Origin of the sequence: Bacillus sp. EB600 (genome assembly GCF_024494385.1) — a bacterium.
Taxonomy (GTDB): Bacteria; Bacillota; Bacilli; order Bacillales; family Cytobacillaceae; genus JAEVLT01.
Map to the genome: position 1 here is coordinate 58,122 of NZ_JAEVLT010000017.1, position 14,715 is coordinate 72,836.

Below are 14,715 nucleotides of genomic sequence, written 5' to 3' on the forward strand. Positions count from 1 at the left end.
ATTGCACAATAATATTTTAAATCTTTTGTTAACTTTTAGTAAGCTATTCTAAGCTGTTTTAACCTCCCCATCAAAGGAATGCATATTCATATTGCTCACGGAATATGAATACAAAGATGAAGATTTGGGAGAGGATGGGTAATATGAGGCATCTGGTATTTAAGGAAATGAACAGAATCGCCAATCAGTTCGTCCAGGACCAATCAGAGGACGGGGCCTGGCGTTATCCTTTCGAGACCGGGATCGCAACGGACTGCAGTATGATTATCTTATTACGGACATTGGAGATAAATGATGAGGAGTTCATAAAAGAATTGGTGAAACGTATCGCCGGAAAACAGCAGGATGATGGGTCATGGAAGCTGTTTCATGATGAGGAAAAAGGAAACCTGACATCCACTGTGGAAGCTTATTATGCTCTTCTTTATTCTGGTTACCGGGACCTGAAAGACCAGGAAATCCAGGCAGCCAGACGGTTTATTATGGCGGGCGGAGGGGCTGCGGAAGTCCATATGTTTTTGAAAATCATGTTGGCCATAACAGGACAATGTGCCTGGCCGCACCTCCCCATTAATATTGAAGTAATGCTTTTACCAGACTCCTTTCCAATCAATCTTTTTGACCTCTCGGAGTACGCAAGAGCGAACATGATCCCATTTTTGATTCTCGCCAATTTAAATTTTCGCAGGAGAACCAAGCGATCGCCCAATCTCTCCGATTTGTTTCAAAAACGAGATGTTCGTTTTTTTACGGAGGATCAATCAGAAGAGGCCCGCTCGGTGATCAAGTTGATTAAAAAGGGGATTCAGGGTCTGAAATACCATGGAAACCTTCGCGAATTGACATTATATCGTGCCGAAAAATATATGCTGGACCGAATCGAACCGGACGGCACCTATTTAAATTATTTCAGCTCGACTTCTCTTATGATTTATGCCTTACTGGCGAGGGGGTATCCGAATACACATCCGGTGATTACTCGTGCTGTGCAAGGTTTAAAAGCGATGACCTGCAGGATTGACGGAGAACTTCATTGCCAGTACACGACAGCTTCAGTCTGGAATACAACTTTAATCAATTATGCTCTGCAAGAAGCCGGAGTTCCCTATTCATCCAACACTGTTCAAAAAGCAAATCATTACATTCTCTCCCGTCAGCATCTCAAATACGGGGATTGGGTCATTCATGAACCGAACCTGTTACCTGGAGGTTGGGGGTTTGCGGACCTGAACACGATCCACCCAGATATTGACGACACAACAGTTGCACTGAGGGCGATACGTACTTTGGCCACAGAGCAAGTGGATTGCCGGCAGGCATGGGATCGTGGAGTAAACTGGCTCATTTCCATGCAAAACAATGACGGAGGTTGGGCGGCATTCGAAAAGAATGTGGACAAGAAAGTATTGAATTTGTTACCGATAGAGGGTGGAAAAGATTTATTGATTGATCCGTCGACGGTTGATCTAACGGGAAGGACTTTAGAGTTCTTCGGTAACTATACCCATTTGGATCTTCACCATCCCATGGTGAAACGTGGGATTCGCTGGCTGCTAAGGCATCAAAATTCAGATGGTTCCTGGGTGGGGCGATGGGGCGTGTATATTTATGGCACATGGGCGGCTGTAACGGGAATGGTTGCAGTTGGGGTGCCCCCGAGTCATCCGGCGATTCAAAAGGCTCTGGCATGGTTACGGAAAATTCAGAATCCCGACGGGGGTTGGGGAGAATCCTGTAAAAGTGATATCAAAAATTGTTATGTGCCGTTGGGCGAAAGTACCCGCACTCATACCGCCTGGGCCCTTGACACACTCATCTCGGCCGCAACTGGAATGACCCCTGAAATTGAAAACGGTGCTGCTTTTTTAGTGGATAAGAAAGAAAAAGAGTGGACGACGACCTACCCAAAAGGAAGAGGAATGGCTGGATCCTTTTATCTCAATTATCATTGTTATGAATATGTTTTTCCATTGATTGCACTGGCCCATTATCAAAAATTAGCTGGCGGGCAGCTCCTAACGGATTTGTCACACAAAGATGTTAATTAAGGATTTGTGTATTCATAAAAACTCTTGAGTGACCTGTGGTATACTTCTATATCCTGTCCCATAAAATGAACAAATCACAACGGACGGCAGTCTTGGAGAAAAACGAAATCTTACCAACTCAAAGGAGGCAGACAAAAGATGTTAGGGGCGCTCCACCAATTTTTGGATCTTAAAACATTGATTTGGTTGTTTCCCATCGTTTTTATATTCCATGACTTAGAAGAGATCATAACCATTGAATCTTCCATGGCTGCAAACAAAGACAACTATCCGAAAACGAATTTCGTCGAACGAACATTAAGAATGAGGGAGAAACTAGGTTCGACCGCTGCCCAGCTGGCTGTTTCAGCCACATGGATTTTACTGATTATCTCATTCACTGCAGTGTTGACCGCCCATTTTTCATCTAACGGAGGGAGTTTACTTTTATTTACAGCCATTCTTAATTTATTTGTTTTGCAGGCCTTCATGCATATTGTTCAAACTATCATTTTCAGGGGCTACACGCCTGGCATCATAACGTCACTGTTCCTCCTTATCCCTTACTGCCTTGTTACCTATTATGTTTTAGTCAAATCTGGACAGATGGACTCGCATTTGCTATTCACCAGTCTTCCGGTTAGTCTGATCTTGATCCTGGTTTTTCTAGTTGGCAATCTTTTAGGCCGTTATTTTATTCGATAACTGGCCCCGGACTTTTTTATAAATACTTGACCTTTTTTGAATCAAGATGTGTTTGAGTCCGTTTACTCTTCCATATTTCCAATGCTTGGTAAGCCCGAATTATAAAAAATAAGCGTACTTTAGGGTGCGCATTACAAATAGCCGTAAATTCTGATTTATTTTAATCGAATTACGGCTTATTTCATTTATTTGCTACATTCTGCCAGAATTATTTTTGACCAGGGCATGTATTGATCTAAAATTTCAGGGTTTAAAAAAAATAGTGCCTGACACCACAGAAAGACAATATATGATAAAATGGCTTTCTACGGTGTCAGGCACTGCCTTCGTAGTCACTAGACCAAAACTATTTTGTTTTACTATGGTTGTATAATTAGGTGTAAGGTAAAGATAATTCTTGGTAAAATAGAAACGAACTATCTACTGATGAAAGGAATGAATGATTTTGACTACTATCATAATTTGTGGCAGCTCAGGTAAAATGGGAAAGGTGATTCATAATATCATTTCTACCAGAGATGATTGTAAAGTTGTGGCGGGAATTGACAAGAATACAGAAGATACCAGTGATTTTCCAGTGGTGTCTACACCTAAACAGCTCTCTTCTCTTTCCATTGAAGCGGATGTGATTATTGATTTTTCTCACCCATCCGTTCTTGATGAATTACTTGATTATTGTCTCACCAACAGAGTGGCTCTCGTTATTGCGACAACTGGATATAGCCAGGAAGAAATTGATAAGATTCATAAAGCTGCAAAAGAAATCCCCTTATTCTTCACTGCAAATATGTCTATTGGTGTAAATTTGATTGCCGAACTAGCTAAAAAAGCGGTTTCTGTTTTAGGTGATCAGTTTGATATTGAAATCGTTGAAAAACACCATAACCAAAAGATCGATGCACCTTCAGGCACCGCACTAATGCTTGCTGATGCGATAAACGAAGAATTAGATCATCAATATTCTTATACATACGACCGACACAGCGTTCGTGAAAAAAGAGCAAAGAAAGAAATCGGTCTTCACGCTATTCGCGGGGGCACAATCGTTGGAGAACACGATATTATTTTTGCTGGGCGGGATGAAGTCATAACTCTTTCCCATCATGCAGCCTCTAAAGAAGTATTTGCTGTTGGGGCGGTTAACGCAGCCATTTTCTTAAAAGGAAAAGAACCAGGATTATATAATATGAAAAATTTAATATCATTCTAAATGATTACGACCAATGAAATGTATCATCTTTGCCATCGTTTTTACCACTGATGTCAAAAAGTGTACCAATGAATGACAGACTGTTTTACCCCTTTATACATTTGAAATAATCAAAAATGTTTTAGGTGTTAGACAAGGTTATTTGATTTCCATAAGAGCAGTCCTCCACAATTGGACCAGATAATGGAATATACTAAAAGGATAGTTAGATATGGTTCCTTTACCACACAACCATACAGTTGCTTATATTCATGGAGGTAAAACGTGGATTACATTTCACCGAAAGAAGCTATGTTAAAGGTGAAACGGCGGCCTAGAGATACCATAGCGGCGGGTCGTCGTCATACCGTTGGGCTTAAATCTGACGGTACGGTAACAGCTGTGGGTGATAATAAATATGGCCAATGTGATGTAAGCGGCTGGCGCGATATTGTAGCGGTCGCAGCTGGTAATGTTCATATGGCGACTAACACGGGTAATGCTCATACAATCGGTCTTAAATCTGACAGTACTGTGGCGGCTGTGGGTTGGAATAAGCATTACCAATGCGATGTAAACGACTGGTGCGATATTGTAGCGGTTGCGGCGGGTTGGCGTTGTACCATTGGGCTTAAATCGGATGGCACGGTGGTAGCAGTGGGTCGAAATAATGAAGGCCAATGCAATGTAAGCGGCTGGCATGATATTGTGGCGGTCGCGGCGGGTGACTGGCATACCATCGGTCTTAAATTGGACGGCACAGTGACGGCTGTGGGTAATAATCGGTATCGCCAATGCAATGTAAGCAGCTGGTGCGATATTGTGGAGGTTGCGGCGGGTTATCTTCATACAATCGGGCTTAAATCGGACGGTACTGTGACGGCTGTGGGTTTGAATAAACATGACCAATGTGATGTAAGCGGCTGGAGCGGTATTGTGGCGATAGCGGTGGGTAGTAATCATACAATCGCCCTTAAATCGAACGGTACTGTGGCGGCTGTGGGTTGGGATGAGTATGGCCAATGTAATGTGAGTGATTGGCGCAATATTGTGGCGATAGCGGCGGGTTGTACCCATTCCATCGGGCTTAAATCGGACGGCACGGTGGTTGCTGTGGGTGATAATGAATATGGCCAATGCGATGTAAGCAGCTGGCGCAGCATCCAACTGCCCAGCAATTAGTTTTTAATAACAACAAGCCAGAGAATCACTGAACGAGTTAATGAGCATTGCTTCAGAAATAAGGCTATTCAAAAAAATGGTGCCTACCACCACAGAAAGACATTTATGAAAAAATGTCTTTCTGTGGTGGTAGGCACTGATTTCCTCATGACTGAAGTCACGAGTATTCTCGGCTATTTCATAAAATATCCAGCGATAGCAGGAAAACTCTCGAAATCCTTCTTCATCTCCCGAAACGAAATGACATCATTTCCTCTAGTACTCTTCCTGACTGCTAGCATAGATAAAGGTAAAAGTATTTATCCTCCGGGGTCATCTCTTCCAAAACAATCGGATTCTTCCAAAATTCAGTACGCACCATTCTATATTTTGCCATTCACTACAATCCTTCCTGCTACTAAAATGCCTCTCACTATTCATATACAAATGAATGAAGAAAAAAGACAGGGTATTTTTATAAAAATGTGAATGTTTTATGAAAAATCATTCCGTGGTGTCTAACATTCCCTTATTAAGATTTGGAAAACCATGTGTGAAAAATAAATTCAAATGCAATTTTCTACCCACAAAAAAACACTCACAAATGCTGAGTTAACAACATTTATGAGTGTTTTATCGTTTTCCAGCATTACGAAGAGGCTATCCAAGTAGAAGACGCAGTAGATGAAGACGAAAGGGAATATATAAGTCTGCTTTATTCTTCACTTGAACATGTTCTGTAATACCTGCATGTAGTGGATTGATTTTCACTGGGAAAACATTTTTACTTTCTTCTCTATACATGTTGAGAACTAAAATAATTGAATGAGAAGTTTTCTCGATATCCGTTGGGGACTGTTGATGGCGAAGGTGACATATAGACCATTCCATCAATATACTCTAACAGATCCTCAGACTTCTCCCGGTTGATGAAATATTAATGAACAGACATTGGGCTATTTTGGTACAGATGGTTCTTCTCAACCCTCTCCTTACCCATTCGTTTCTTTTATTTTACCATTCTCTCCCGTAATCCATCCATCACTGTTAAAAAAAATCTAAAATAATCAAATATATACTAATTTAGTAAAAATAGTACGCTAAAAAGTGTTAGTAAAATAATATAATGCATTTAAAGGATAATCAATCCTAAAAGAAGATTAACCACTTCATAACGGGGAAATAGTACTTGCTCCAAAGTATTGGAAGTATTCTTTATTTTTTTGTGGGGTATCTGGAGATGATGAATATTTAAACGCTTTATCATCACAAGGAAAAGCAGGATGAAGGATCTTATGAGAAAGTCAATTAATGTGTCAATCAATGTTAGAGATTTATTGGTCACGATTAAGTAAATGCAATGGAACAAGCTTATAATGACGAAAATTTGGAAGTAGTCAATGTTCCTCATACATGAAATGCACTTGATGGAGCAAATGTTTTGATTATTATAAAGGCGCCTCTTGTACCGAAAAGAAATTGCGTTTCCTTCTATTGCTGAAAGGAAGCAAATTTTTAAGATAAGAAAATAACAAAATAAATAGGGCATAATAAGCCGATCAGGCACTACGTTACTATTTATTTAATTAAAAAATATTGTGTGAGGAGAGTTATACCATGAATAATGTACATACTACTAACCCCGAACTGAATACGCCCGCACACAGCGCTCATCCTAATGGTCCATTTCCGTGGATGGATAAGTCGCTTTCACCGCGTGAGCGTGCCGAGAAGCTCGTAGCCGCCATGACCTTGGAGCAAAAGATTGCCCAGCTCCACGGCGCGATGGAGACGATTAACATCTACGAATTGGCGTCTGCGGATAAAATGAATGCCATGAGCCCTGAGGAGCAAGAGCAACTTATGGCCCAGATCCGGATAGAGCGCCATGTAAAGAGTATCGAGGAGCTGGGTATCCCGCGCTTTCGGATTACTAACGGCCCAGTAGGTGTGGGCATGGGCGACGGATATCCAAGCCCTCCCGCTACCGCATTGCCGATGACCATTGGTCTGGCTGCTGGTTTTGATCCTGAGCTTGCCCGTGAGTACGGGGACATCATCGGTTCGGAGACTGCAACGCTGGGTCAGCATGTGCTTGAAGGGCCAGGCGTTTGTCTGCACCGAACCCCGATAGCTGGCCGAAACTTCGAGTACTTTTCTGAAGATCCATACCTTTCTGGGGTGATGGGTGTCGAGGTGACAAAGGCAATCCAGGCTCACAACGTTATTGCCATGGGCAAGCATTTTGTGGTCAATGATCAGGAGTACGAGCGCTTCCGCACCAGTGTCGAGGTGGATGAGCACGTGCTGCGCGAGCTGTACCTGCTGCCATTCGAAATGTTGGTCAAAGACGCCGACATTGCTGCGATCATGAGCGCTTACAACCGCGTTCGCGGCGTTTACGCAACTGAAAACCGCTATATACTTAACGATATTCTTCGTAACGAGTGGGGTTTCCAAGGCTACGTGCAGTCTGATTTCTGGTCCTGCCGCTCCAGCGCCGCTTCGCTGAACGCAGGCATGGACCATGAAATGCCGGACGCCAAGTGGTTAAACGAGACCAACGTCAAGAATGCGCTTGAGGACACCAGCCTTGAGATTCAGACCGTCAATCGGGCGCTCGTTCGCCGCTTTACCCAGATGTTCCGTTTCGGCCAGTTCGAGCGTCCTTACAACCCGGGCGTGATCGATGCAAAGGGGCATGGCGCCATTTCCCGGAAAATCGGCTCTCAGACAGCCGTCTTGCTGAAGAACGATGGCGGGATGCTGCCGCTCGACCCGAAAGCCTATGGCTCTATCGTGATCATTGGCCAGTCCGAGTTCGTGGACGACGCCTGCAATGGCGGCGGCGGTTCGTCCAAGGTCATCCCGCTCTACACTGTTCCACCGGTAGAGGGCATGCAGGACGTCCTGCATGGGCTTGGTTCGGATGCGAAGGTCAGCAAGGTTACCATCGCCAAGGACCTGTCGAACCTGGAAGAGGCGAAATCGGCTGCCACCGAATCCGATCTGGTTATCCTGATGGCTGGCTTGGTTGCGTCTGAGGGTGCCGATTTGCCTAGTCCAAACATGCTTAACGAACAAAACCGCATGCTCGACGAACTCCTGAAGGTCAACCCGCGTACGGTTGTGGTCATGAAAGACTCAAGCCCCGTGATGATGCCATGGATCACCAAGGCTCATGCTATTTTGGAAGCATGGAACCAGGGCACGGAAGATGGTCACGTCGTCGCCGATCTGCTTTTCGGTATTGTTAATCCATCCGGAAAGGTTCCTACTACCTACCCAGTCTCTGAGGACGATCTTTTGTACACCGGCCATCCTGAACGCTATCCCGGCACAGATGAAGGAAATGGCTTCCCGGTTATTCGTTACTCAGAAGGCCTAAACATGGGTTACCGCTGGTTCCAGTCTCAGGGTATTTCGCCGTTATTTCCGTTTGGCTTCGGTCTGTCCTACACGTCCTTTGAGCTTTCCGGATTCTCGGTAACGCCTGCAAAGTCGGACGGCAAGGCCCCGATCACGGTGAAGGTGACCGTGACCAATACAGGAAAGGTTGCTGGGGCCGAGGTCGTCCAGGTCTATCTGGGCATTCCCGTCACAGGGCAGCCACCTAAGCGCATGGTTGGGTTCCAGAAGGTGTTTCTTGAGCCTAATGAGTCACGTGAGGTTACAATCACGATCGACCCGTCCGCCACAAACCATCCGATGAGTGTGTGGGACTATTGTGTCCGCGAATTCGTGGTAAAGCCTGGTGAGTACACGGTATATCTCGGCACCTCCAGTGCGGACACCCCTTTCAAAACCATGATAGTCGTTGCCTGATTGCATATAGATGATAAAAATAAAAGGATTGAATTCTCTGCGCTATAGAGGATTCAATATCCTTTTGTTCTGGTTTACAAACCCCACCAAATACAAAGCGTAACAATTTTGTATTTTAACTAGATAAATTGATATATTGATTTTTTTCAGTTTAATGTCATCCCAACTTGACTGTAATAAAATCTAATATCTTAAGTTATTTACAATAGATTTGTTTTTCAAATCTTCCCATAAACTCTTCTAAGCTATAAATATTTTGCTTATATAACCCGTAGCCCATAAAATTACTGACAGCAAATTTCAATGTGAAATGATTAGATTTTTCATTTTTAAGCTGATCCAGCAAATTCTTAAGAATGGCTGAATCCGGATCATGATTGGCTAACACAAAAATTAATATTTTAAACCAAGGAGAAAAATATTATTTTATTTATATACTTCAATAGGTATTTTTACTTCTGGTCTTCCAGCAGGGTATGCTGCTACTTCATATTCTTGGAAAATTAGAATGATTCCGTTCTGTGTAAAATAGAAAGGACGGTTGTTATTTAGCTCGATATTCTGCTGTTTTTCGTCGAATCCGTAATCACGTTTTGACAGTTCATTGATGGCATAATCTTTAATTTTATTTAAGTTGGTTTGATTTTTTGCGATATCTCCCACAAATAACTGCTGGCCCGTTAGTATATTAAAATTATAGGATGTTACGATGGACCATCCATGGGCTCCGCCGGCATACATATCAACAATCATAACAATGCTAAGCAGATTATTTTCATTAAACTTTACTACATAGGACACATGGTACAAATAGGTATATCTATCCTCCTCTTCCTTCGGAACCTCGTGTCCATTTTGATTAAAGTAATCTTGACGCCGCAGCTTTTCCTCCGCCTTACTATTGAGATACTCGTTATATGCTGTTTGTATATACTGTTTAAGCGTTGCATTAATTATATCCTGGGCAGACTTATTCTTTAAATTTGTAACTTGAGGATAATCAAGGATTCCCTGATACTTATTGCCAATTACTTTTGGGCTTAATTTATGATATTCCGAAGGTGCTGGGGTCGGTGCTGGATCTGGTACTGGCTCTGGGGTGGGTGCTGGATCTGATGCTGGAGTCGGTGCTGGATCTGGAGTTGGCTTTGGATCTGCGCTCTTGTTAGGCAGCGGTGAAGACTTCGGTTCCGATTGTTCAGATTCTGTATCCTTATTTTCGTTAGAAGCATCCTTACTAAAGCATCCCGTAAGAATAAAACACAATAATAGAAGAAATAAAATTGACACCTTGCTTTTCCACTTTCTCACACAATCATCTCCCATTAACTAACTCAGATTTAAGAATACCTAGTTTTAAAATTTGCTAACAAGAAACTGCATTCAGCCCCTTCCAACTGTAAGTAGATACTCCTTTATCTTAACAAGAAAAGACTGAAAAAACCGTCACTTAATGTCTATTTTTTCCAATTTTTACAAATAGCTATGCTTCCGGCTAGTGCCGGACAATAGTAAATAGATAGTAAGCGTCAAACTATACCCACCTAGTTTGATGCTTTTTATTCGTGAGATAATTTCCATATGAATTTCAATATGGAGGTTTCCAAATGGAAAAAACAGAATTACAAATTGAATGGGAACGTAGAATTGATATTTTAAAGCCAGTCCCAATCGATATGGTGTAAAGTCAACAATCTAAGCCTTCATCAGTTAAGATATTGGTTAAAGAAGATCCAACACACAACAAAGTCTGAAGCTGAATCATCAAAGATTACTTTAAATAAAAAAATAAAGGCATAATTTCCTCAGATTATGAGGTATTATACCTTTTTTCTTTAAAGGGACTATTTTTTTAGATCATATGATCCCCTCATTTTTCCAGTTAACAATTTCATCAATTTTTATCATATCACTGGGACCAGTCCAGTCTCTTACTTAACTGGTAATTTTACACCAATTTCAAATGAAGCCTCCGTTTTTTCAATAACTTCCTCAACCGATACTCCGTCCTGAGTTTCAACGAGAACCATTCCTTCCGGAGTGAAATCAAATACAGCCAAATCAGTAATTAAACGGTGCACCACATCTTTTCCAGTAAGGGGAAGTGTACACTCTTTTTTGACCTTTGATTCTCCGTGCTTATTCACATGTTCCATAATGACAACAACCCGTTTTGCGCCGTTTACTAAGTCCATGGCGCCGCCCATTCCTTTGACCATCTTCCCTGGAATCATCCAATTAGCCAAATCTCCTGTTTGAGAAACTTCCATTCCCCCTAAGATGGCCAGGTCAATATGACCGCCGCGAATCATTGCGAATGATTCAGCACTGTCGAAAAAAGAAGCGCCAGGTACAGCAGTTACCGTTTCTTTTCCCGCATTTATTAGATCGGGGTCTTCTGTACCTTCGACCGGATAAGGGCCGATGCCCAATAAGCCATTTTCTGATTGAAGTAAGACGTTGTATTCGCTTGGAATTTCATTGGCAATAAGGGTTGGGATCCCAATCCCTAAATTTACGTTCATTCCATCCTGAATTTCTTGAACCGCACGCTTTACAATGGTTAATCGCGCATCCTTCAATCTACTCACTCCTTGTCTCTTTTACTTTTGAAAAAAAACCGCCCGGCCTCATTTTTATCTATTAAACGATAAAAGCTTGTCCAATAGAATGAACTTCTTGAAAACTATTAGGCATGTACAACTGTACGTCTTTCAATCCTCTTTTCATAGTTTGTTCCAAGCAGAACACGTTGAACGTAGATTCCAGGCGTATGGATTTGATCTGGATCTAAATCTCCTACCCCAACGATTTCCTCGGCTTCTGCAATCGTTGTTTTCCCAGCCATTACTGCCAATGGATTAAAGTTACGTGATGTTTTACGGAAAACAAGGTTTCCAAGCGGATCGGCCTTCCAGGCTTTCACCAGAGCGAAATCGCCGACAATTCCCTCTTCTAATAAATAGGTTCTTCCGTTAAACTCCTTGTGCTCTTTTCCTTCTGCAATCGGAGTTCCCACCCCAGTAGCCGTATAAAAACCTGGTATTCCGGCGCCGCCGGCACGAATTCGTTCAGCAAGAGTTCCTTGAGGGACTAGTTCTACCTCAAGCTCACCGCTTAGAAAATGCATTTCAAAAATTTTATTTTCACCCACATACGATGAAACCATTTTTTTAATTTGCTTATTTGCAAGCAGCAGTCCAAGCCCCCAATCATCAACGCCACAGTTATTACTAACGATTGTTAAATCCTTCGTTCCTTGATCTCTTAAGGCAAGAATTGCTTTTTCCGGAATTCCGGATAGTCCGAAACCACCGACGATGATTGTATCGCCATCTGAAATATCTTGTATTGCTTCCGCGAATGAGTTCACAATTTTTCCATTCTTCACTGGATCCGCCTCCTTATTAAGATTAAGTCTCTTAAATTTGTAATTGACTGTTAAAAATCAGACCGGATATACAGGGTGTTTTCGTTCTGAGAAAATGAGATACTTTGAGGAATATGCCTCAAAACGATTGACAAGCTCCGCGCGCAATGAGTTTGCTGGAATAATACCGTCAATCACCATTTCAGAAGCTAAATGGTAAATATCAATGTCCTCTTTATATTCCTCACGTTTTTCTTCTATAAATGCTGCACGCTCCTCTTCAGGCAGAGCAGCGATTTTATTAGCATAAACGGCATTAACTGCTGCTTCCGGTCCCATAACCGCAATTTGTGCAGAAGGCAAGGCAAGACAAGCATCCGGTTCAAATGCAGGGCCAGCCATTGCATAAAGGCCAGCACCATATGCTTTACGAACAATAACAGAGATTTTTGGAACACTTGCTTCAGACATCGCTGAAATCATTTTCGCACCATGGCGAATGATTCCTGCCCGTTCCACCTTTGTACCGATCATAAATCCAGGCACATCAACTAGAAACAAAAGTGGAATATGGTAGGCATCACAAAGATTAATAAATTTCGCGGCCTTATCTGCTGAATCTTGGAATAATACCCCGCCTTTCACACGCGGCTGATTGGCAATGATTCCGACCGGTTTCCCATCCATTCGGGCAAGTCCTGTAATAAGTTCGCCAGCAAAAAGTTTTTTTATCTCAAAGAAGGAGCCTTCATCAATAATCCCATTTATTAGATCATGCATATTAAATGGCGAATTCTGATTATGGGGAATCAGTTCTTCTAATGGTTTCTTCAATTCTTTAGGGGCTACAGCCTCACGAACTGGAGGTTTCTGTGAAAAATTAGCAGGGAAATAAGAAAGATAGTTTCTGGCCATTGAAATGGCTTCTTCTTCATTTTTCGCAAGAACATCACCGCAGCCTGAAACAGAACAGTGCATGCGAGCGCCGCCCATTTCTTCCAAGGTTACTTTTTCACCAATAACCATTTCGGCCATTCTCGGTGATCCCAGGTACATCGATGCATTTTTATCAACCATAATGACAATGTCACAAAAAGCCGGAATATACGCTCCGCCAGCAGCAGATGGTCCAAACAGAATACAGATTTGAGGAATTTTACCTGAAAGTTTCACTTGATTGTAAAAGATTCTTCCTGCCCCGCGACGGCCCGGAAACATTTCAACCTGGTCCGTAATCCGCGCACCAGCTGAATCTACCAAGTATAATAATGGCACCCGGAGCTTTTCAGCTGTTTCTTGGATTCGAATGATTTTTTCAACCGTCCGGGCTCCCCAAGAACCGGCTTTGATCGTTGAATCGTTGGCCATCACACAGACGAGCTGCCCATTAATCTTGCCCATCCCTGTTACAACACCGTCAGCAGGAAGATCCCCTGCCATGCAGTTTGCAAATAGAGCATCCTCCAGTTCAAAGCCAGGATCGAATAATAATGATAAACGATCGCGGACGAACATTTTTCCCTGCTCTTGGTTTTTTTCATGATATTTTGGTGCTCCGCCCTTTTTAATTTGTTCGACTCTATCCTGCAGTGTTTGTTGTATAGGTTTGATATCCACTGTCATTCTTTTTCCTCCTTTATTTATCTGGTTTGCTTATTCTCCAATGTATATTGGCTTGCGTTTCTCCTTAAAAGCCTGTAATCCTTCTAGACGATCTTTTGTTGGAATTGTTACTTCATAAGCATTTTGCTCAATGGCAAGACCGGTGTTCAGATCAACATCATAGCCTTTATCGATTGCGAACTTTGCTTGTGTGATAGCAATCGGGCCATTCCGAACAATTTGTCCTGTAATTTCTAATGCTTTATCAATTAAGCTTGCAGCAGGGACCGTATACTCTACTAATCCAATCTCAAGGGCTTCTTTTGCTTCAATTCGTCTAGCAGTGAAAATTAGTTCTTTGGCACGTCCCTTTCCTACTAATCTTGGTAAACGTTGTGTTCCGCCTGCACCAGGAATTATTCCCAGTGATGTTTCCGTCAGACCAAGCTTCGCAGTTTCAGAGGCAATGCGGATATCACACGCAAGCGCCAGTTCAGTTCCCCCGCCAAAAGCTACGCCGTTCACGGCTGCTATGACCGGTTGGGGTAATGATTCTAAAGAGTTGATAGTATCGCGGATCAAAGAAACAGTCTTCCTCACCTGAACAGTATCCATTCCAGCTCGTTCTATTAAATCAGCACCCGCACAAAAAGCTTTCTCTCCAGCCCCTGTAATGACGATACAGCGGACTGATCGGTCATATTTACATGCTAGAATGGCGTCGCGGAGACCCTCTAACATCTGGACTGATAAAGCATTAGCAGCTTCCGGCCTATTTAAAGTAATCATCACGATTCCGTTTTCCATCTTGTTCACTAATATGCTTTTATTCATGA

12 protein-coding genes and 1 pseudogene are annotated in these 14,715 nt (G+C 42.5%); 6 read left to right on the forward strand and 7 right to left on the reverse strand.

Annotated elements, in window-relative coordinates; all coding sequences use genetic code 11:
• Positions 1 to 143 precede the first annotated feature (143 nt).
• From shc to JN080_RS17060, 4 genes are all read left to right on the forward strand, one after another.
• A complete protein-coding gene (shc, locus tag JN080_RS17045) occupies positions 144 to 2,048 on the forward strand; it encodes a squalene--hopene cyclase (RefSeq protein ID WP_256237188.1) in 1,905 nt (634 codons plus the stop codon).
• Positions 2,049 to 2,186: 138 nt separating this feature from the next.
• Positions 2,187 to 2,732: an HXXEE domain-containing protein gene (locus JN080_RS17050; protein ID WP_256237189.1), complete on the forward strand. Its 546-nt coding sequence runs from the start codon at positions 2,187 to 2,189 to the stop codon at positions 2,730 to 2,732.
• A gap of 445 nt (positions 2,733 to 3,177) precedes the next feature.
• Positions 3,178 to 3,942, forward strand: coding sequence for a 4-hydroxy-tetrahydrodipicolinate reductase (gene dapB, locus JN080_RS17055; protein ID WP_256237190.1), 765 nt, complete (start codon positions 3,178 to 3,180; stop codon positions 3,940 to 3,942).
• 264 nt (positions 3,943 to 4,206) lie between these two features.
• Entirely contained in the window at positions 4,207 to 5,103 is an 897-nt protein-coding gene (locus JN080_RS17060; protein ID WP_256237191.1) for an RCC1 domain-containing protein, read from the forward strand.
• A 280-nt stretch (positions 5,104 to 5,383) separates the two neighbouring features.
• On the opposite strand, the pseudogene JN080_RS17065 reads toward JN080_RS17060, so the two are convergent.
• Positions 5,384 to 5,479 (reverse strand): annotated as a pseudogene (locus tag JN080_RS17065) (DNA replication protein DnaD); the annotation flags it as partial.
• A 263-nt stretch (positions 5,480 to 5,742) separates the two neighbouring features.
• Positions 5,743 to 5,973, reverse strand: coding sequence for a hypothetical protein (locus JN080_RS17070; protein ID WP_256237192.1), 231 nt, complete (start codon positions 5,971 to 5,973; stop codon positions 5,743 to 5,745).
• Positions 5,974 to 6,699: 726 nt separating this feature from the next.
• On the opposite strand from JN080_RS17070, the gene JN080_RS17075 reads away from it, so the two are divergent.
• Positions 6,700 to 8,907 carry a beta-glucosidase family protein gene (locus tag JN080_RS17075; RefSeq protein ID WP_256237193.1) on the forward strand — a complete coding sequence of 736 codons (2,208 nt, stop codon included), beginning with the start codon at positions 6,700 to 6,702 and terminating at the stop codon, positions 8,905 to 8,907.
• 426 nt (positions 8,908 to 9,333) lie between these two features.
• On the opposite strand, the gene JN080_RS17080 is transcribed toward JN080_RS17075, so the two are convergent.
• Positions 9,334 to 10,218, reverse strand: coding sequence for a PdaC/SigV domain-containing protein (locus tag JN080_RS17080; protein WP_309144688.1), 885 nt, complete (start codon positions 10,216 to 10,218; stop codon positions 9,334 to 9,336).
• A gap of 363 nt (positions 10,219 to 10,581) precedes the next feature.
• Here JN080_RS17080 and tnpA point away from each other — a divergent pair, with 363 nt between their 5' ends.
• Positions 10,582 to 10,707, forward strand: a complete 126-nt coding sequence (gene tnpA, locus JN080_RS30155; RefSeq protein ID WP_483861546.1) for an IS66 family insertion sequence element accessory protein TnpA — start codon at positions 10,582 to 10,584, stop codon at positions 10,705 to 10,707.
• Positions 10,708 to 10,838: 131 nt separating this feature from the next.
• On the opposite strand, the gene JN080_RS17090 is transcribed toward tnpA, so the two are convergent.
• The 4 genes from JN080_RS17090 to JN080_RS17105 all read right to left on the reverse strand — a co-directional run bounded on the left by JN080_RS17090 (position 10,839) and on the right by JN080_RS17105 (position 14,713).
• Positions 10,839 to 11,489 carry a 3-oxoacid CoA-transferase subunit B gene (locus JN080_RS17090; RefSeq protein WP_256237194.1) on the reverse strand — a complete coding sequence of 217 codons (651 nt, stop codon included), beginning with the start codon at positions 11,487 to 11,489 and terminating at the stop codon, positions 10,839 to 10,841.
• A 107-nt stretch (positions 11,490 to 11,596) separates the two neighbouring features.
• Entirely contained in the window at positions 11,597 to 12,283 is a 687-nt protein-coding gene (locus tag JN080_RS17095) for a CoA transferase subunit A (protein ID WP_375141683.1), read from the reverse strand.
• 72 nt (positions 12,284 to 12,355) lie between these two features.
• Positions 12,356 to 13,900 carry an acyl-CoA carboxylase subunit beta gene (locus JN080_RS17100; protein ID WP_256237196.1) on the reverse strand — a complete coding sequence of 515 codons (1,545 nt, stop codon included), beginning with the start codon at positions 13,898 to 13,900 and terminating at the stop codon, positions 12,356 to 12,358.
• A 30-nt stretch (positions 13,901 to 13,930) separates the two neighbouring features.
• Entirely contained in the window at positions 13,931 to 14,713 is a 783-nt protein-coding gene (locus tag JN080_RS17105; protein ID WP_256237197.1) for an enoyl-CoA hydratase, read from the reverse strand.
• Positions 14,714 to 14,715 lie beyond the last annotated feature (2 nt).

Bases quoted from the DNA above. Each gene is read 5' to 3' on its own strand.
- shc (WP_256237188.1), top strand. From the start codon at position 144: ATGAGGCATCTGGTATTTAAGGAAATGAACAGAATCGCCAATCAGTTC.
- JN080_RS17050 (WP_256237189.1), top strand. From the start codon at position 2,187: ATGTTAGGGGCGCTCCACCAATTTTTGGATCTTAAAACATTGATTTGG.
- JN080_RS17070 (WP_256237192.1), bottom strand. From the start codon at position 5,973: ATGGAATGGTCTATATGTCACCTTCGCCATCAACAGTCCCCAACGGAT.
- JN080_RS17075 (WP_256237193.1), top strand. From the start codon at position 6,700: ATGAATAATGTACATACTACTAACCCCGAACTGAATACGCCCGCACAC.
- JN080_RS17100 (WP_256237196.1), bottom strand. From the start codon at position 13,900: ATGACAGTGGATATCAAACCTATACAACAAACACTGCAGGATAGAGTC.
- JN080_RS17105 (WP_256237197.1), bottom strand. From the start codon at position 14,713: ATGAATAAAAGCATATTAGTGAACAAGATGGAAAACGGAATCGTGATG.